This is a genomic window from Citrobacter sp. Cpo100, from assembly GCF_030332595.1.
Taxonomy (GTDB): domain Bacteria; phylum Pseudomonadota; class Gammaproteobacteria; order Enterobacterales; family Enterobacteriaceae; genus Citrobacter; species Citrobacter portucalensis.
Genome location: NZ_JAOWHM010000034.1, coordinates 72,482 through 91,816, shown reverse-complemented (window position 1 = coordinate 91,816; position 19,335 = coordinate 72,482). Strand labels below are relative to the sequence as shown.

Sequence of the window (19,335 nt, the reverse complement as noted above, 5' to 3'; positions counted from 1 at the left end):
AATCTTTTTAAAACCACATCTAGTATCTCTCCTATCAGGACACACACAACCCGACGCCCTTCATCGCGCCGATCCTTTATTTTTAAATGGAAATACGAATCATGCGTATTATTATTTACACTCGCAATAACTGTGTTCAGTGCCACGCCACCAAACGGGCAATGGAAAGCCGTGGTTTTGACTTTGAGATGGTAAACGTCGATTTACAACCCGATTTGGCTGATAGCCTGCGCGATCAAGGGTTTCGCCAGCTACCGGTCGTGGTCGCGGGTGAAACCAGTTGGTCAGGGTTTCGCCCGGACATGATCAACCGTCTGCATCCGGAACACCGTGTGGCCAGCGCATGAGTCAGCTCGTCTACTTCTCCAGCAGCTCCGAAAATACGCACCGCTTTATGCAGCGTCTGGGGCTGCCAGCCATCCGCATTCCGCTTAACGAACGCGAGCGGATCCGGGTAGACGAACCTTACATATTAATCGTGCCGTCCTACGGCGGCGGCGGCACTGCTGGCGCGGTCCCAAGACAGGTGATCCGCTTTTTAAACGATACGCACAACCGGGCATTAATCCGTGGAGTGATCGCCTCCGGCAATCGTAATTTCGGTGACGCCTACGGTCGCGCGGGTGATGTCATCTCACAAAAATGCGGCGTGCCGTGGCTCTATCGCTTTGAGCTGATGGGCACCCAAAGCGATATCGACAACGTTCGAAAAGGAGTGAGCGAATTTTGGCAACGACAACCGCAGAACGTGTAATGCAGCCAACGCTGGATTATCACGCCCTGAACGCCATGCTGAATCTGTACGATAAAGCCGGGCGCATTCAGTTCGACAAAGACCATCAGGCCGTGGAGGCCTTCTTTGCCGCCCACGTCCGCCCAAACTCGGTGGCGTTTGCCAGCCAGCAGGAGCGCCTGGAAACGTTGGTGGATGAAGGCTATTACGATGCCAGCGTGTTAGCCCGCTACGATCGCGCGTTCGTGCTGAAGCTATTCGATCACGCCCACGCCAGCGGATTCCGTTTCCAGACGTTCCTCGGCGCATGGAAGTTCTACACCAGCTATACGCTGAAAACGTTCGACGGTAAGCGCTATCTCGAAGACTTTGAGGATCGGGTCACGATGGTGGCGCTCACGCTGGCGCAGGGCGATGAAACGCTCGCGATGCAGCTGACCGATGAAATGCTCTCCGGGCGCTTTCAGCCCGCCACACCAACCTTTTTAAACTGCGGCAAACAGCAACGCGGTGAGCTGGTCTCCTGCTTCCTGTTGCGTATTGAAGACAACATGGAGTCTATTGGTCGGGCGGTCAACTCCGCACTTCAGCTCTCCAAACGCGGCGGCGGCGTGGCATTTTTGCTCTCCAACCTGCGCGAGGCAGGAGCGCCCATAAAGCGCATTGAGAACCAGTCATCTGGGGTGATCCCAGTAATGAAAATGCTGGAAGATGCGTTTTCTTATGCGAATCAACTCGGGGCACGTCAGGGTGCGGGGGCAGTGTATCTGCACGCACACCATCCGGATATTTTACGTTTTCTCGATACCAAGCGCGAAAACGCCGACGAGAAAATCCGCATCAAAACCCTGTCGCTTGGCGTGGTGATCCCGGATATCACCTTTAAGCTGGCCAAAGAGAATGCCGACATGGCGCTGTTCTCACCCTATGACGTGGAACGCATTTACGGCAAAGCGTTCGGCGATATCGCCGTCAGTGAACGCTATGACGAACTGCTTGCCGACGAACGTGTGCGTAAAAAATACATTAACGCCCGCGATTTCTTCCAGCGTCTGGCCGAGATCCAGTTTGAGTCTGGCTATCCTTACATCATGTTTGAAGATACGGTGAATCGCGCCAATCCAATTGCCGGTCGGATCAATATGAGCAACCTGTGCTCGGAGATTTTGCAGGTTAACAGTGCCTCCACCTACGATGAAAATCTCAATTACGCGCAGACCGGGCACGATATTTCCTGCAATCTCGGCTCGTTGAACATTGCCCATACTATGGATTCCCCCGACTTTGGTCGTACCGTGGAAACGGCGATTCGTGGCTTAACCGCCGTTTCGGACATGAGCCATATCCGCAGCGTGCCCTCGATTGAGGCCGGAAACAGCACGTCGCACGCGATTGGTCTTGGGCAGATGAATCTGCACGGGTATCTGGCGCGGGAAGGGATCGCCTACGGTTCGCCGGAAGGGCTGGATTTCACCAATCTCTATTTCTATACCATCACCTGGCATGCGCTGAATACGTCAATGAAGATCGCCCGCGAGCGCGGTCAAACCTTTGCCGGATTCAAACAGTCGCGCTACGCCAGCGGCGAGTATTTTAACCAGTATCTGCAGGGCGACTGGCAACCAAAAACCGCCAAGGTTCGCACGCTGTTTGCCGCCAGCGGCATTACGCTGCCGACGCGCGAGATGTGGTCACAGCTGCGTGAAGATGTGATGCGTTACGGCATTTATAACCAGAATTTACAGGCGGTTCCCCCCACCGGTTCTATCTCCTACATCAATCATGCCACGTCGAGCATTCACCCGATCGTGTCGAAAGTGGAGATTCGCAAAGAGGGTAAAACCGGGCGCGTTTACTACCCTGCCCCGTTTATGACCAATGAGAATTTGGCCTTGTATCAGGATGCCTATGAGATCGGCCCACAAAAAATCATTGATACCTATGCTGAAGCAACGCGCCATGTCGATCAGGGGCTTTCACTGACGCTCTTTTTCCCCGATACCGCCACCACGCGCGATATCAATAAAGCGCAGATTTACGCTTGGCGTAAGGGCATCAAATCCCTGTACTACATCCGACTACGCCAGCTGGCGCTGGAAGGCACCGAAATCGAAGGCTGCGTGTCATGCGCGCTGTAAGGAGGAGAAAATGACATTATCCCGCGTGAGCGCCATCAACTGGAACAAGATTGAGGATGATAAAGATCTTGAGGTATGGAACCGTCTGACCAGTAACTTCTGGCTCCCGGAAAAGGTCCCGCTCTCCAATGACATTCCGGCCTGGCAAACGTTGAACGCCGCCGAACAGCAGTTAACAATCCGCGTTTTTACCGGGCTGACGCTGCTCGACACCATTCAGAATGTTGCCGGAGTGCCAGCGTTAATGGCTGATTCGTTAACGCCGCATGAAGAGGCGGTGCTGTCGAATATCAGCTTTATGGAGGCGGTGCACGCCCGTTCATACAGCTCAATATTCTCTACCCTTTGCCAGACCAAAGACGTGGATGCTGCCTACGCCTGGAGTGAAGAAAATACCCCACTCCAGCGCAAAGCGCAGATCGTTTTGACACATTACGCCAGCGACGAACCGCTGAAGAAAAAAATAGCCAGCGTGTTTCTGGAATCCTTCCTGTTCTATTCTGGCTTCTGGTTGCCAATGTATTTTTCCAGCCGCGGCAAATTGACCAATACCGCCGATCTCATTCGTCTGATCATTCGTGATGAAGCGGTTCATGGGTATTACATTGGTTATAAATATCAAAAAGGTCTGGAGCATATTTCCGAATCTGCACGCGAGGAGTTAAAGAATTTTGCCTTTGACCTACTGATGGAATTGTATGATAACGAAGCGCGTTATACGGAAGAGTTGTATGCAGAAACCGGCTGGGTGGATGACGTCAAAGCCTTCCTTTGTTACAACGCCAATAAGGCATTAATGAATTTGGGATATGAGGCGCTATTTCCGCCTGAAATGGCGGAGGTTAACCCGGCAATCCTTGCCGCGCTGTCGCCCAACGCTGATGAAAACCACGATTTCTTCTCGGGTTCCGGCTCATCTTATGTGATGGGAAAAGCGGTCGAAACCGAAGATGACGACTGGAATTTCTAGCGCTCATTTTCACGGGAAATACCGTACATTTTTCGCGGAAATATTTTAACAGGATCACACTTTTGTCGTGCAAATATAATTGTGTGATCTACACTCAATATCAGCCGCATTATTCGCCTGCATTCCAGCAATTCAGGCGATTTTTCATTGCCATTTACAAAAAATATTAACCCGTTCACATTCGCGCTCAGCCCTTATATCACGGGAAGTCCCGCCATCTGGCCTTTGGCAATATTCATGCCACAACCAAATTCAGGGTTGTCTCAGATTCTCAGTATGTTAGGGTAGAAAAAGGTCACTATTTCCATCAGGTAATATATCGATATAAACAAATAACAGGAATCATTCTATTGCATGGCAATTAAATTAGAAGTTAAAAATCTCTATAAGATATTTGGAGAGCATCCCCAGAGAGCCTTCAAATATATTGAAAAAGGACTTTCAAAAGAGCAGATTCTGGATAAAACGGGGCTATCGCTTGGCGTTAAGAACGCCAGTCTGGCCATTGAAGAAGGCGAGATATTTGTCATCATGGGATTATCCGGTTCGGGTAAATCCACAATGGTACGCCTTCTCAATCGCCTGATTGAACCCACCCGCGGACAGGTATTGATTGACGGCGTAGACATCGCCCGGATATCCGATGCTGAGCTTCGCGAGGTGCGCAGAAAAAAGATTGCGATGGTGTTCCAGTCCTTTGCCCTGATGCCGCACATGACGGTTCTCGACAATACGGCATTCGGCATGGAATTAGCCGGCGTAGGTGCGGATGAACGTCGTGAAAAAGCGTTAGATGCGCTGCGCCAGGTTGGTCTGGAGAATTATGCTCACGGCTACCCGGATGAACTTTCCGGGGGGATGCGCCAGCGTGTAGGCCTCGCCCGCGCATTAGCCATTAACCCTGACATCTTATTAATGGATGAGGCCTTCTCAGCCCTCGATCCATTAATTCGTACTGAGATGCAGGATGAACTGGTAAAACTACAGGCGAAGCATCAACGTACCGTGGTCTTTATATCGCATGACCTCGACGAAGCCATGCGCATTGGCGACAGAATTGCCATTATGCAAAACGGTGAAGTGGTCCAGGTCGGCACGCCAGATGAAATCCTGAATAATCCGGCCAATGATTATGTACGCACCTTCTTCCGTGGCGTCGATATTAGCCAGGTCTTTAGCGCGAAAGATATTTCACGCCGTAGTCCCGAAGGTTTGATTCGTAAAAACCCCGGGGTGGGTCCACGTTCTGCGCTGCAATTATTGCAGGACAAAGATCGCGAATATGGTTACGTGATCGAACGCGGCAATAAATTCGTTGGCGTTGTCTCTATCGACTCATTAAAAACAGCGTTAAGTCAGGCGCAAGGTATTGAAGCGGCATTGATCGATGAGCCGTTAGCCGTAGATGCACAAACCCCTCTCAGCGAGTTGCTTTCTCATGTCGGTCAGGCCCCGTGCGCGGTGCCGGTTGTAGATGAGGAACAGCAGTATGTGGGCGTCATTTCAAAACGCATGCTGTTACAGGCTTTAGATCGTGAGGGGGTAAACAATGGCTGATCAAACTAATCCGTGGGACACCACACCAGCGGCCGACAGTGCCGCACAAAATGCTGATGCCTGGAGTACGCCATCAGGCGCACCCACTGACGGTGGTGGCGCGGACTGGCTGACCAGCGCACCCGCGCCGGCACCAGAGCATTTCAATATTATGGATCCGTTCCATAAAACGCTGATCCCGCTTGACAGTTGGGTCACAGAGGGGATCGACTGGGTCGTTACCCATTTCCGTCCGGTCTTCCAGGGCATTCGTGTCCCGGTGGATTACATTCTCAACGGCTTTCAACAGCTGCTGTTGGGTATGCCAGCGCCCGTGGCGATTATCCTGTTCGCGCTGATTGCCTGGCAGATTTCCGGCGTGGGGATGGGCGTTGCGACGCTGATTTCCTTGATTGCTATCGGTGCCATCGGCGCGTGGTCGCAGGCCATGATAACCCTGGCGCTGGTGTTGACCGCGTTGTTGTTCTGCGTGGTGATCGGTCTGCCGATGGGGATCTGGTTGGCGCGCAGTCCACGAGCAGCAAAAATTGTTCGCCCGCTGCTGGACGCCATGCAAACCACGCCCGCGTTTGTCTATCTGGTGCCGATTGTCATGCTGTTTGGTATTGGTAACGTCCCGGGCGTAGTGGTGACGATTATCTTCGCCCTGCCGCCAATCGTGCGTCTGACTATTCTGGGGATTAACCAGGTGCCAGCCGATCTGATTGAAGCTTCGCGCTCGTTTGGTGCCAGCCCGCGTCAGATGCTGTTTAAAGTGCAGCTCCCGCTGGCAATGCCCACCATTATGGCCGGGGTTAACCAGACGCTGATGCTGGCGCTCTCAATGGTCGTCATCGCGTCGATGATTGCCGTCGGCGGACTGGGCCAGATGGTTCTGCGCGGAATCGGTCGTCTGGATATGGGGCTTGCCACCGTCGGCGGGGTTGGGATTGTGATCCTCGCTATCATTCTCGACCGCCTGACGCAGGCCGTCGGTCGCGACTCGCGTAGTCGTGGCAACCGTCGCTGGTACACCACCGGTCCCATTGGGCTTATCACTCGCCCTTTCACGAAGTAATTCACCCGTTGCCCGGTAGCGCTGTGCTTACCGGGCCTACAATTCATTAACTTGCACAAAATCATTCAAGTTGCATCGTGGCGGTAAACGAATGTATCCCCAGGAGCGTACAAGTAGTACGTGACTGGGGTGCATGAGTGCAGCCAACAAAGAGGCAGCTTGAAGGATGAAGTGCAATAAGGAACAACGATGCGACAGAAAATAATTATTGCCACAGCGTTTGCCACCCTTGTCTCCACCAGCACTTTCGCTGCCGACCTGCCGGGCAAAGGCATCACCGTACAGCCAATCCAGAGCACTATCTCTGAAGAATCCTTCCAGACGCAGTTAGTCGCCCGTGCGCTGGAGAAACTGGGTTACACCGTTAACAAAACCAGCGAAGTTGACTACAACGTCGGCTATACCTCCATTGCCTCTGGCGATGCAACTTTTACCGCCGTGAACTGGCAGCCGCTTCATGATGATATGTACGCCGCTGCGGGCGGAGACAAAAAGTTTTATCGCGAGGGGGTATTCGTTACGGGTGCCGCACAGGGTTATCTGATCGACAAGAAAACCGCTGAGCAGTATAAAATCACCAATATCGCCCAGTTAAAAGATCCGAAGATCGCCAAAATCTTTGACACCAACGGTGACGGAAAAGCCGATATGATGGGCTGTTCACCGGGCTGGGGCTGTGAAGCAGTAATCAACCACCAGAACAAAGCTTTCGATCTGGAAAAAACCGTCGAGGTCAGCCACGGTAACTATGCGGCGATGATGGCCGACACCATTACCCGCTTCAAAGAAGGTAAACCCATTCTTTACTACACCTGGACACCGTACTGGGTGAGCGACGTAATGAAACCTGGTAAAGATGTGGTCTGGCTGCAGGTGCCGTTCTCTTCCCTGCCAGGTGAGCAGAAAGATATTGATACCAAACTGCCAAACGGCGCCAACTACGGCTTCCCGGTGAACACTATGCATATTGTCGCCAATAAAGCCTGGGCGGAGAAAAACCCGGCTGCGGCGAAACTGTTTGCCATCATGAAGCTGCCGCTGGCGGATATCAACGCGCAGAACGCAATGATGCACGACGGGAAAGCGTCTGAAGCCGACGTACAGGGTCACGTTGACGGCTGGATCAAAGCCCACCAGCAGCAGTTTGACGGCTGGGTGAACGAAGCGCTGGCCGCGCAGAAATAACCCACTCGCAGGCCTGATGAGTGTAGCGCCATCAGGCCAGTAACCGCATAAATGCCGGATGGTGGCGCGATGCGCCTAATCCGGCCTATCCTCCCTCCCCCAATCGCACAATCCATCACTCAACAAATCAGCAACATTTAATCACTTCCGTTATGATTGTTTTCTGCAACCCATTACTCAGTTGAAAACAATGACGAAAACTACTCAGGGACTTAGCCCTTCGCTGATCCTGTTAATGTCTATTGCCACCGGCCTCGCCGTCGCCAGTAACTATTATGCGCAGCCGCTGCTCGACACCATCGCGCGCAACTTTTCGCTATCTGCCAGTACCGCAGGGTTTATCGTCACCGCGGCCCAACTCGGCTACGCTGCCGGCCTGCTATTCTTAGTGCCGCTCGGCGATATGTTTGAACGTCGGATGCTGATTGTCTCCATGACGTTGCTCGCTGCTGGCGGCATGCTGATCACCGCCAGCAGCCAGTCGCTGGGTATGCTGATTCTCGGCACCGCTCTGACCGGACTGTTCTCGGTAGTGGCACAGATTTTGGTTCCGCTGGCGGCAACGCTTGCCACACCGGACAAGCGCGGGAAGGTTGTCGGCACGATTATGAGCGGCCTGCTGCTGGGTATTCTGCTGGCGCGCACCGTGGCGGGATTACTGGCGAATCTTGGCGGCTGGCGCACCGTATTTTGGGTCGCATCAGTATTAATGGCGCTGATGGCGGTTGCGCTGTGGCGCGGCCTGCCGAAGATGAAATCCGATACTCATCTTAACTATCCTCAGCTGTTAGGCTCGGTATTCAGCCTGTTTATTCACGATAAATTGCTGCGTACCCGCGCGATGCTGGGCTGCCTGACTTTTGCCAATTTCAGTATCCTGTGGACCTCGATGGCGTTTTTGCTCGCCGCGCCGCCGTTTAACTATTCGGAAGGAATGATTGGTCTGTTCGGTCTGGCGGGTGCCGCAGGGGCGTTAGGCGCACGTCCTGCAGGCGGTTTTGCCGATAAAGGTAAATCCCACCTGACCACAACCATAGGACTGCTATTACTGCTGCTCTCCTGGCTTGCTATTTGGCTTGGGCACGCTTCCGTCCCCATGCTGATTATCGGTATTCTGGTGTTGGACCTCACCGTTCAGGGAGTACACATCACCAACCAGACGGTTATCTATCGCATTCATCCGGATGCGCGTAATCGCCTGACCGCCGGATACATGACCAGCTATTTTATTGGCGGAGCGGCTGGTTCGCTAATTTCAGCCTCCGCCTGGCAGCATGCTGGTTGGGCTGGCGTTTGTCTGGCGGGTACGACCGTTGCCGTACTCAACCTGGTGGTCTGGTGGCGAGGTTTTCACCGTCAGGAAGCCGTAAATTAAGCGTATAGTGCATGTTTACCGCTGATTGGGCTCCACAGGGTGTTAAGGAGCCCATCAGTCTGCTAAGGTTATAACTCATTGAGCCAAGTTATATTAATTTCGGTAATGAAACCTATAACCCTATGGAAAGCCCTGTACCCCAGTCTGAATCCTGTTCGGCAACGTTAACGGAAGGATTCAAAGACAGCCTGCCAATAGTCATCAGCTATATTCCGGTCGCTTTTGCATTTGGTCTCAATGCCACTCGCCTTGGCTTTACGCCGGTTGAAAGCGTCTTTTTCTCCTGCATTATCTATGCGGGAGCCAGCCAGTTTGTCATTACCACCATGCTCGCTGCGGGCAGTTCGCTGTGGGTCGCCGCCCTTACCGTCATGGCCATGGATGTCCGCCATGTTTTGTACGGCCCTTCCCTGCGCAGCCGAATAGCCCAGCGACTGAGTAAACCCAAAAGTGCACTGTGGGCTTTTGGCCTTACCGATGAAGTCTTTGCCGCTGCAACGGCAAAACTGGTCCGGGATAATCGACGCTGGAGTGAAAACTGGATGATCGGCATCGCACTGTGCTCCTGGGCCTCCTGGGTGTTTGGTACGGTGATCGGCGCGTTTTCTGGCAGTGGTTTACTCAAGGATTACCCGGCGGTTGAAGCGGCACTGGGATTCATGCTCCCGGCGCTGTTTATGAGCTTCCTGCTCGCGTCATTCCAACGTAAACAAGCGCTCTGCGTGACTGCCTCCCTGGCTGGGGCGCTGGCTGGCGTCATGCTGTTTTCCATACCTGCCGCTATCCTTGCAGGTATTGTCTGCGGATGCCTGACGGCGCTCATCCAGTCATTTTGGCAGGGAGGTCCTGATGAGCTATGAGGTTCTGCTACTTGGCCTGTTGGTCGGCTGCGTTAATTACTGTTTTCGCTATTTGCCACTCCGTCTTGGGGTAGGCAATGTTCGCCCGACGAAGCGCAGCGCGACGGGCATACTACTCGACACTATTGGCATTGCATCTATTTGCGCCCTGCTGGTGGTGTCTACCGCACCAGAAGTTATGCACGACGCTCGTCGGTTCGTGCCTACGCTGGTGGGGTTTGTCATACTGGGCGCAAGCTTCTATAAGACCCGCAGCATCATCATTCCAACGTTACTGAGTGCTCTGGGCTATGGATTAGCCTGGAAAATGCTTGTTGGCTTATAGATAAAAACAATCATTTTAAAGAAATAATACATTTACTTTATTTGTCACTGTCGTTACTATATCGGCTGAAATTAATGAGGTTATACCCAAATGGATAGTTCGTTTACGCCCATTGAACAAATGCTAAAATTTCGCGCCAGCCGCTACGAAGAGTTCCCTTATCAGGAAGTGCTTCTGACTCGCCTCTGTATGCACATGCAGGGTAAGTTGCTGGAAAACCGCAATAAGATGCTGAAAGCTCAAGGGATTAACGAGACATTGTTTATGGCGTTGATTACGCTGGAGTCTCAGGAAAACCACAGTATTCAGCCTTCTGAACTGAGTTGCGCGCTTGGCTCGTCACGCACTAACGCTACCCGCATTGCGGATGAGTTAGAAAAACGTGGCTGGATCGAACGTCGCGAAAGCGATAACGATCGCCGCTGTCTGCATCTGCAATTGACCGAGAAAGGCCATGCTTTTTTGCAAGAGGTGTTACCGCCTCAGCATAACTGCCTGCATCAGCTCTGGTCTTCTCTTAGCACCACCGAAAAAGATCAGCTTGAGCAAATTACCCGTAAACTTCTGACCCGTCTTGATCAGATGGAGCAGGATGGCGCGGTGTTAGAAGCGCTGCGCTAACGCGCTGACTCGCTCAGAAATCCAGATTTATAAATGAAAAAACCGACAGGCCAGCACGCATACTGCTGGCCTGTCTGATAAACAGGTCGGCTCAGCCGATGTGAAAAAAATAAGATCGTGGAGAACAACATGAGCGCAAATGCGGAGACTCAAACCCCGCAGCAACCGGTCAAGAAGAATGGCAAACGTAAAAGTATGCTGCTCCTTCTGACCTTGCTCTTTATTATCATTGCCGTGGCATATGGGATTTATTGGTTTTTAGTACTTCGTCATGTCGAAGAGACAGACGATGCGTACGTGGCAGGGAACCAGGTTCAAATCATGGCTCAGGTATCAGGCAGCGTGACGAAAGTCTGGGCTGATAACACTGACTTTGTAAAACAAGGCGATGTGCTGGTCACCCTCGACCAGACAGACGCAAAGCAGGCATTTGAAAAAGCCAAAACTGCGCTGGCTTCCAGCGTGCGTCAGACGCACCAGTTGATGATCAACAGCAAGCAGTTACAGGCAAGCATTGAAGTGCAGAAAACCGCACTGGCGCAGGCACAAAGCGACTTTAATCGCCGAGTTCCGCTGGGCAATGCCAACCTGATTGGCCGTGAAGAGCTGCAACACGCTCGTGATGCCGTCGCCAGCGCTCAGGCCCAGCTTGATGTCGCGATCCAACAATATAATGCTAACCAGGCGATGATTCTGGGTAGCAAGCTGGAAGATCAACCCGCTGTGCAACAGGCTGCCACCGAAGTGCGCAATGCCTGGCTGGCGCTGGAACGTACCAGAATTGTCAGCCCAATGACCGGTTATGTATCCCGTCGCGCCGTACAGCCTGGTGCGCAAATTAGCCCAACCACGCCGCTGATGGCGGTTGTTCCGGCCACTAACCTGTGGGTAGATGCCAACTTCAAAGAAACACAGCTCGCGCACATGCGTATCGGCCAACCGGCGACCGTTATCAGCGATATTTACGGCGATGACGTAAAATATACCGGTAAAGTTGTCGGTCTCGATATGGGTACGGGCAGCGCTTTCTCCCTGCTGCCAGCGCAGAACGCAACCGGCAACTGGATCAAAGTCGTCCAGCGTCTGCCGGTACGTATCGAACTGGATGCGCAGCAACTGGCACAGCATCCATTACGTATTGGTTTGTCTACGCTGGTTACGGTAGATACCTCAAATCGTGACGGACAAATTCTGGCAAGCCAGGTTCGTACCACGCCGGTATCAGAAAGTAATGCACGTGAAATCAACCTTGCTCCGGTCAATAAGATGATCGAAGAGATCGTGCGGGCCAACGCGGGCTAATTCAAAGGTGCGTGTGATGCAACAGCAAAAACCGCTGGAAGGCGCGCAGCTCGTCATTATGACGATCGCGCTGTCCCTGGCGACATTCATGCAGGTGCTGGACTCCACCATTGCTAACGTGGCGATCCCCACTATCGCCGGGAACCTCGGCTCTTCACTGAGCCAGGGAACCTGGGTGATCACCTCATTCGGGGTGGCGAACGCTATCTCTATTCCGATCACCGGCTGGCTGGCAAAACGCTTTGGCGAAGTAAGACTCTTTATGTGGTCAACTATCGCCTTCGTCATTGCGTCATGGGCATGCGGGATGTCCACCAGCCTGAACATGCTGATTTTCTTCCGCGTAATCCAGGGTATTGTCGCCGGTCCATTAATTCCGCTGTCACAGAGCCTGTTGCTGAATAACTATCCACCTGCCAAGCGTTCCATCGCCCTCGCGCTATGGTCGATGACGGTGATTGTTGCCCCGATATGTGGTCCTATTCTTGGGGGCTATATCAGCGACAACTATCACTGGGGCTGGATATTTTTTATCAACGTACCAATCGGGGCTGTGGTGGTATTGATGACCCTGCAAACCCTGCGCGGTCGGGAAACCAAAACCGAGCAGCGGCGCATTGACGCCATTGGTCTGGCACTGCTGGTCATCGGTATCGGCAGTTTGCAGATTATGCTCGACCGCGGCAAAGAGCTGGACTGGTTCGCCTCGCAGGAGATTATCATCCTGACGGTGGTCGCCGTTGTCGCTATCAGCTTCCTGATCGTCTGGGAGCTTACCGACGAGCACCCCATTGTCGATCTCTCGCTGTTTAAGTCGCGCAACTTTACCATCGGCTGTCTGTGTATCAGTCTGGCCTATATGCTTTACTTCGGCGCAATCGTACTGCTGCCGCAGCTGTTGCAGGAGGTATACGGCTATACAGCAACCTGGGCTGGTCTGGCGTCAGCGCCGGTTGGGGTGATTCCGGTGATCCTGTCTCCGATTATCGGCCGCTTCGCGCACAAGCTGGATATGCGTCGGCTGGTAACGTTCAGTTTTATTATGTACGCCGTCTGTTTCTACTGGCGTGCGTGGACGTTCGAGCCGGGTATGGACTTTGGCGCATCGGCCTGGCCGCAGTTTATTCAGGGGTTCGCGGTAGCCTGCTTCTTTATGCCGCTAACTACCATTACGCTGTCCGGCTTACCACCAGAGCGTCTGGCGGCGGCATCCAGCTTGTCGAACTTTACGCGAACGCTGGCAGGTTCCATTGGCACATCGATTACGACGACAATGTGGACAAACCGCGAGTCGCTGCACCATGCTCAGCTAACGGAATCTGTTAACCCCTACAACCCAAATGCACAGGCTATGTACGATAAGCTGCAGGATTTAGGGATGACGCACCAGCAGGCTTCAGGTTGGATAGCTCAGCAGATCACTAATCAGGGGCTGATTATTTCCGCTAACGAAATCTTCTGGATGTCGGCGGGGATCTTCCTGGTCCTGCTTGGCCTGGTGTGGTTCGCCAAACCGCCCTTCGGTGCGGGCGGCGGCGGTGGTGGCGCACACTAACTATCTGATAAAAGGGATCTGCGGATCCCTTTTTTATTAGACCTACAATCAGAAGTAATATTTGAATCTCAGACGCCCGCCGTAACGCGCATCTTCGCTGTTATCACCATTATTCGGATTGGCCTCTACCCATGAAGCATAGGCACCGAGGTAGATGTTAAAGTTTTTCATATCCATCACATTGGGGAATAAATATGAGGCATGAATAGTGTGAATGTCATAATTGCCGGGATCGGTGATCCAGCAATCGTCCTCACAAACGGCATCGATATTGGTAGCATTGAAGGCTTCGATTTTGTTATGCGCATAGATATAACCCAGTTCAAATCGATGCCACAACGCATTCACCCCAGCGGTAAAATCTGTCTCATCGGTCGCATCCATATAGGCGGTATTCAGGTTAATCACTGCGCCATCTTCCGGGTCCGTTTTTTGACCATTCCAGGTCATGGTAAAACCATAGCCCGTACGATCTGACTGATCGATCCACGTCCCATTTTGGTAATAACCGTAGGCGTTGTTAACGACGTTACTTTCCATCGCTATCGCCGTTGAAAAACGCCCATTTTGCCAGGCGATAACCGGACGGACGTAAGCCACGTTTTTATCGTTGGTTAAATCCATTCCGTGGTACTGCTTCTCGGTATATAACGTACTGCCATTTTCCAGCAATGTGTTAACTTCGAAATACCAGTTGTCGATGGTTTTGCTCAGCAGGAAGTTCCCCCCGCTGTCGCTACGTCCCCGTCCTTCTTTCATCATATAGATATAGCCGTAACCGTCACTGTAGAGATCGTTCGCTGTATTCCCCGAATATTCAACAAACGTATCCTGATTCAGCGGGAACATATCGTAGGCTTCAAAACGACCAACCTTAATTTTCCAGTCATTCTCACGACCAAAGAAGAAAACGGCATCATCGAGGTTCATTTTTCCGGTCAGGTCCGCCAGAGGCTGTACCGAGAACCCTGCAAAATTACCGTTGTCCCGCCGCTGGTAGCCATCAAAGCCCAGCAACAGGCGTCCGTTAATATCCCAGCGTTCATTGGTTCCTGGTGCCCAATCTTTATTCGCTGATGTTCTCATCGATGTCAGGCTACCGGAACGGCTTGCCGCATCCATATTAAATTCGACATCGCCATAGAACTTAATATCGCTGAAGCCGGATAATGTCAGCTTAGGCGGAGTTTCACCTGCTGCAATCGGCTCGGCAGACTGGACATTCACCGTCGGCGTAGCGGCGACCTGCTGCTGCTTCAGCGAGCGAATTTGCGCCTCAGCATCGGATGCCCGTTTTTCGGCATTAACAACACGTTGCTCCAGTTCAGCCAGACGCTGCTCAATAGTGATATTATTTGCTGCCCAAAGGTTATGAGAAAAGCAAGCACCGATCATCAGCGCCAAATATTTAGCCTTCATTTTCATCCCTAAAGTTTAATGTATACCAGATAAGATTTGATAAAAACCCTATCTACCGGCTATTAAAAGAGTCTTGTTATTACCCGGATATCTGGCGCATTCCATTATGTTTTTCTATTAATTATTTATGTTTTTTAGTTTATGTGATCAATACACCCTGGCATCGTTAATTATCCACCGCTTTCTGCTTGCCAGATCACATTTTATTATTTAACAGGTCAGGCATCATTTAAATTAAAATATATTCTCGCCGCAAATATAATAAACACAAATTATATTAAGCAATAAAAAACCCCGGATATAAACCGGGGTTAATTTAAATACTGGAACAGCTAATCAATAAGACTAAATATGCAGTTCCTGCAGTTTCTCTTTCGGTAGCGCCAGCTCTTCATTGCTGTTCACGCGTACATCACGCTCCAGAATATGACGCGCGATATCCTGTGCTTCGCTAAGAGAGTGCATCTGATACGTACCGCACTGGTAAACGTTCAGCTCCGGGATCTGGTTCTGATCCTGTACTTTCAGCACGTCCGCCATTGCCGCTTTCCACGCGTCGGCTACGCGCTGTTCGTCCGGCGTACCAATCAGGCTCATGTAGAAGCCGGTACGGCATCCCATCGGAGAGATATCGATAATCTCAACGCCGTTACCGTTAAGGTGGTTACGCATAAAACCTGCAAACAGGTGTTCCAGCGTATGGATACCTTTCTCAGGCATCACTTCTTTGTTCGGAATGCAGAAACGCAGATCAAACACGGTGATTGCGTCGCCATGCGGGGTGTTCATCGTTTTTGCAACCCGGACCGCGGGAGCTTCCATCCGGGTGTGATCGACAGTAAAACTATCTAACAACGGCATTTAGCCACCTCCGATAAATTTTTTAAAAATAATCTGAACTCTTTGTTCCGGGGCGAGTCTGAGTATATGAAAGACGCGCATTTGTTATCATCATCCCTGTTTTCAGAGATGAAATTTTGGCCACTCCCGAGTGGCCTTTTTCTTTTGTATCAAGCGTGCTTTTCCAGCCACACGCTAAACGGCTCAGTATCAGCCGCTTCGATCTCCTGCTGACGACGCTTTGAAGCCTCGGTTTCAGCAATAAATTCAGCTTCCTGCACTATTTCTAACGGCTCTTCACGCAGCAGATTTCGGTAAGCCTCACCCAACGCTTTGCCCGTGCCGCCAATGCCTTCATCAATCATAGACCGTAGGATCCGGGCAGAGAAAGTCAGTTCAGGATTGTCAAAACAGGCAACCAGTTCATCACAGACCTTCTGATACTCCTCTCCCCCATCGATGCTGTCCAGCGTTTGTGCCACGCGTTTCAGATCGCGGAACAAATCTTTCCCAACCTTCGGCAGCGGGAACTGGGCTGTTTCACAGCCAATACCTAACGTCAGCCCAGGCTTACGCCCTTCGAGAATCACGCGATTCCAGTTTTTACGCGTACACAGCAATTCATCGCTGCTCATTTCCGGGGCATCAGCCAGCGCACACCAGACCATAAACAGATCGAGGAAACGCACCTGCTGCTCGTCCACGCCGATAGGCGAGAACGGGTTGATATCCAGCGAGCGTACTTCGATGTACTCGATACCGCCACGCAGAAGCGCATCTGATGGCGTTTCTCCACGACGAGTGACGCGTTTCGGGCGAATAGGCGCATACAGCTCATTTTCAATCTGCAGAACATTGCTGTTAATTTGCAGACGCTTACCGTCTTTCTCCAGACCGATCGCCGCGTACTCCTCGGAAGGCGTCTTAATCGCGCGCTTTAATCCTGCCACATACTCATGCAAATCGTTAAACGTAATTCCGAGATTGCTTTGCGACTTATTGGTATAGCCCAAATCACTCAGACGCAGCGACGTTGCGTACGGCAGGTAATACATCCCACAGTCGGTTTTTTCAAACGGCAGAGTTGTCGGTTTTCCTTGCAGGAATGAGGAACAAATGGCCGGAGAGGCACCAAACAAATACGGGATCACCCAACCAAAACGGTAGTAGTTGCGGATCAGACGGAAGTAGCCCGCGGAGATCTTCTCTTTTGCATCCTCACCTTCGGTTACACCGCATTTCGCCTGCCAGAAAGCCATAGGCAGCGAGAAATTGTAGTGTACGCCCGAGATTGTCTGCATCAACGCGCCGTAACGGTTTTTGAGGCCTTCACGGTACAGCGTCTTCAGGCGACCGGTATTCGACGTACCATACTGTGCCAGTTCGATATCCTGACCTTCGGCAATATAGCAAGGCATGCTCAACGGCCACATACGCTCGTCGCCAAGGTTTCTGGCGGTATAACGATGTAAGTCGCGCATGAACGTGAGCATTTTCTCAATGTCGTCACCGGGAGGAGTAATGAACTCCAGCAATGCTTCGGCAAAGTCAGTGGTTATCCACTTATGCGTTAGCGCTGAGCCTAACACCTCAGGATGGCCTGTTGTTGCTAATGACCCATCTGCATTAACACGCAGCGTTTCGCGCTCCAGACCACGTTGAATCCCCTTTAACGCCTGAGGATGGTTTTCCAGCCAGGCCAGCGCCTGTGATACGTCCGGGATCAAATTGACCTCCCGCCTGTCAAAATCGTTTTAATTAGCATAATGGTATTGGTTACCCTGAAGGCTATCCCACAACACAATTAGTGCCACCACATAATGCCTTGTGTCGTAACCGCTGCGACAACAACATAGCGCAGCGCCTTGCCAAGGCATAAGAAAAAGAGAACTGGGCCCCACGAGATGCGCATCCACCCGGCTAACAGGCACAGCAAATCCCCCACAACCGGCATCCAGCTTAATAATAGTGTGACAGCGCCATAGCGCCGCAACCAGCCTGTGGCTTTTTCTTGCCAGCGCGATGTTTTACGCAATGGAAAGAAACGCCCAAGGATAACGTTAGTTAACCCTCCAAGGCTATTACCCATTGTTGCTGTTAAGACTAAGACCCAGGGATGACTGACCCCGGAAACCAACAAAGCAACCAGAACAACTTCAGAATTGCCGGGTAATAGCGTGGCACTGAGAAAACTGCTGGCAAACAGTGACAGGAGCGACAGTCCATCACTCACAATAACCGGACATCCACAGCATCCATTCCCGCGGCATGCGCCGCCTGTATTCCAAAATCGGCATCTTCAAACACGACGCAACGAGCCGGAACAACCCCCATACGTTCGGCACAAAGCAAAAACGTATCAGGAGCCGGTTTATGGTGTTGTACGTGATCTGCTGCGACTACAGCATCAAAATAGCGACGCAGACCAAGGTGAGCGAGCAGCGCTTCTGCAATTGCGCTTTCACTACCCGTACCTACCGACATAGGACGACGACCATGCCAGGCTTTCACGACATCAACCAACGGCAAAGGCTGGACGCTATCCAGCAGCATGCTTCTCACCTTGTCGGTTTTTTCACGTGCCAGTGCATGAGGATCAAGATCGGCATGGTTCAATTCAATTACCGACTGCGCAATACGCCACGTTGGGGAACCATTGAGAGCGACCATGGCATGTTCATCAAACCGTAGTCCATAATGCCCCAATACCTCATGCCACGCCTTACGATGCGTAGGCTCGGTATCCAGGATGGTACCATCCATATCAAAAATCAAACCCGCATAACGTTCGTACATCGTCTTCTCACAAGCCGAGTGACCAGACGTTATTTTATCGTAATTGATTGATTTTGTCGCTGACAGCGAATTGAGGGGGGGTCAGAGAGTATGTGGAAATGATTTAGAGGGAGGGACAAGATGGTGCATCCGGGAGGATTCGAACCTCCGACCGCTCGGTTCGTAGCCGAGTACTCTATCCAGCTGAGCTACGGATGCATCGGGAAACTTGCTTTACTGTCGATACTGATACCGTGATAAGCGATATCAAGTAAGAGATGGTGCATCCGGGAGGATTCGAACCTCCGACCGCTCGGTTCGTAGCCGAGTACTCTATCCAGCTGAGCTACGGATGCATCGGAAAACTTGCTTTACTGCCGATATTGATATCGTGATAAGCGATATCAAGTAAGAGATGGTGCATCCAGGAGGATTACTCGGCTGCGCCTCACCCTGCGGGCCGTTGCTAAAGCAACGTTATCCTCCCTGGTGCTCGCGATTATCTCGCAGACCATGAAACAACAGTTTGCTGTTGCCTCGGAGAAGATGGTGCATCCGGGAGGATTCGAACCTCCGACCGCTCGGTTCGTAGCCGAGTACTCTATCCAGCTGAGCTACGGATG

General features: G+C 51.9%; 18 protein-coding genes and 2 tRNA genes. 13 read left to right on the top strand and 7 right to left on the bottom strand.

The genetic code is table 11. From position 1 onward, the window contains the following. Positions 1-101: 101 nt before the first annotated feature. The 13 genes from nrdH (at position 102) to emrB (ending at position 13,678) form a co-directional block, all read left to right on the top strand. The gene (gene nrdH / locus OGX96_RS12010) at positions 102-347 is read left to right on the top strand and encodes a glutaredoxin-like protein NrdH (RefSeq protein ID WP_048236625.1); all 246 of its coding nucleotides are present in this window, start codon (positions 102-104) and stop codon (positions 345-347) included. Then, complete coding sequence (gene nrdI / locus OGX96_RS12005; protein WP_003825987.1) at positions 344-754, top strand: class Ib ribonucleoside-diphosphate reductase assembly flavoprotein NrdI; 411 nt, start codon at positions 344-346, stop codon at positions 752-754. Before nrdH ends, nrdI begins: the two co-directional genes overlap by 4 nt. Further along, on the top strand, positions 727-2,871 hold the full coding sequence (gene nrdE / locus OGX96_RS12000; protein WP_198801831.1) for a class 1b ribonucleoside-diphosphate reductase subunit alpha: 2,145 nt from the start codon (positions 727-729) through the stop codon (positions 2,869-2,871). Before nrdI ends, nrdE begins: the two co-directional genes overlap by 28 nt. A 10-nt stretch (positions 2,872-2,881) precedes the next feature. Continuing rightward, entirely contained in the window at positions 2,882-3,841 is a 960-nt protein-coding gene (gene nrdF, locus OGX96_RS11995) for a class 1b ribonucleoside-diphosphate reductase subunit beta (RefSeq protein WP_286583129.1), read from the top strand. A gap of 354 nt (positions 3,842-4,195) precedes the next feature. Beyond that, the gene (gene proV / locus OGX96_RS11990) at positions 4,196-5,398 is read left to right on the top strand and encodes a glycine betaine/L-proline ABC transporter ATP-binding protein ProV (RefSeq protein WP_003825980.1); all 1,203 of its coding nucleotides are present in this window, start codon (positions 4,196-4,198) and stop codon (positions 5,396-5,398) included. Next, positions 5,391-6,455 carry a glycine betaine/L-proline ABC transporter permease ProW gene (proW, locus tag OGX96_RS11985; RefSeq protein ID WP_008785611.1) on the top strand — a complete coding sequence of 355 codons (1,065 nt, stop codon included), beginning with the start codon at positions 5,391-5,393 and terminating at the stop codon, positions 6,453-6,455. Before proV ends, proW begins: the two co-directional genes overlap by 8 nt. A 189-nt stretch (positions 6,456-6,644) precedes the next feature. Beyond that, the gene (proX, locus tag OGX96_RS11980; protein WP_043017315.1) at positions 6,645-7,640 is read left to right on the top strand and encodes a glycine betaine/L-proline ABC transporter substrate-binding protein ProX; all 996 of its coding nucleotides are present in this window, start codon (positions 6,645-6,647) and stop codon (positions 7,638-7,640) included. A gap of 190 nt (positions 7,641-7,830) precedes the next feature. Further along, a complete protein-coding gene (locus OGX96_RS11975) occupies positions 7,831-9,015 on the top strand; it encodes an MFS transporter (RefSeq protein ID WP_071445458.1) in 1,185 nt (394 codons plus the stop codon). Between the two features lie 122 nt (positions 9,016-9,137). After that, the gene (locus OGX96_RS11970) at positions 9,138-9,875 is read left to right on the top strand and encodes an AzlC family ABC transporter permease (RefSeq protein ID WP_003825971.1); all 738 of its coding nucleotides are present in this window, start codon (positions 9,138-9,140) and stop codon (positions 9,873-9,875) included. Further along, positions 9,865-10,200 (top strand): L-valine transporter subunit YgaH, encoded by a 336-nt coding sequence (gene ygaH, locus OGX96_RS11965; protein WP_198801829.1) that lies wholly within the window; start codon positions 9,865-9,867, stop codon positions 10,198-10,200. Before OGX96_RS11970 ends, ygaH begins: the two co-directional genes overlap by 11 nt. A gap of 90 nt (positions 10,201-10,290) precedes the next feature. After that, positions 10,291-10,821, top strand: coding sequence for a multidrug efflux transporter EmrAB transcriptional repressor EmrR (gene emrR / locus OGX96_RS11960; RefSeq protein WP_003037300.1), 531 nt, complete (start codon positions 10,291-10,293; stop codon positions 10,819-10,821). Positions 10,822-10,950: 129 nt separating this feature from the next. Continuing rightward, positions 10,951-12,123, top strand: a complete 1,173-nt coding sequence (gene emrA / locus OGX96_RS11955; RefSeq protein WP_003825968.1) for a multidrug efflux MFS transporter periplasmic adaptor subunit EmrA — start codon at positions 10,951-10,953, stop codon at positions 12,121-12,123. Positions 12,124-12,139: 16 nt separating this feature from the next. Then, a complete protein-coding gene (gene emrB, locus OGX96_RS11950) occupies positions 12,140-13,678 on the top strand; it encodes a multidrug efflux MFS transporter permease subunit EmrB (RefSeq protein WP_003825966.1) in 1,539 nt (512 codons plus the stop codon). A gap of 48 nt (positions 13,679-13,726) precedes the next feature. Here emrB and OGX96_RS11945 read toward each other — a convergent pair whose 3' ends face one another. The 7 genes from OGX96_RS11945 to OGX96_RS11915 all read right to left on the bottom strand — a co-directional run bounded on the left by OGX96_RS11945 (position 13,727) and on the right by OGX96_RS11915 (position 19,068). Next, positions 13,727-15,097: a carbohydrate porin gene (locus OGX96_RS11945; protein WP_103286015.1), complete on the bottom strand. Its 1,371-nt coding sequence runs from the start codon at positions 15,095-15,097 to the stop codon at positions 13,727-13,729. 345 nt (positions 15,098-15,442) lie between these two features. After that, positions 15,443-15,958, bottom strand: coding sequence for an S-ribosylhomocysteine lyase (luxS, locus tag OGX96_RS11940; protein ID WP_003037312.1), 516 nt, complete (start codon positions 15,956-15,958; stop codon positions 15,443-15,445). Positions 15,959-16,107: 149 nt separating this feature from the next. Then, positions 16,108-17,664: a glutamate--cysteine ligase gene (gene gshA, locus OGX96_RS11935; RefSeq protein WP_032944711.1), complete on the bottom strand. Its 1,557-nt coding sequence runs from the start codon at positions 17,662-17,664 to the stop codon at positions 16,108-16,110. A gap of 77 nt (positions 17,665-17,741) precedes the next feature. After that, a complete protein-coding gene (locus OGX96_RS11930; protein WP_003825961.1) occupies positions 17,742-18,170 on the bottom strand; it encodes a YqaA family protein in 429 nt (142 codons plus the stop codon). Beyond that, positions 18,167-18,733 carry a fructose-1-phosphate/6-phosphogluconate phosphatase gene (gene yqaB / locus OGX96_RS11925; protein WP_003825960.1) on the bottom strand — a complete coding sequence of 189 codons (567 nt, stop codon included), beginning with the start codon at positions 18,731-18,733 and terminating at the stop codon, positions 18,167-18,169. The genes OGX96_RS11930 and yqaB overlap by 4 nt, the downstream gene beginning before the upstream one ends. Before the next feature lie 121 nt (positions 18,734-18,854). After that, positions 18,855-18,931, bottom strand: a tRNA-Arg gene (locus OGX96_RS11920). Between the two features lie 60 nt (positions 18,932-18,991). Continuing rightward, positions 18,992-19,068 (bottom strand) — tRNA-Arg (locus OGX96_RS11915). Between the last annotated feature and the right edge of the window lie 267 nt (positions 19,069-19,335).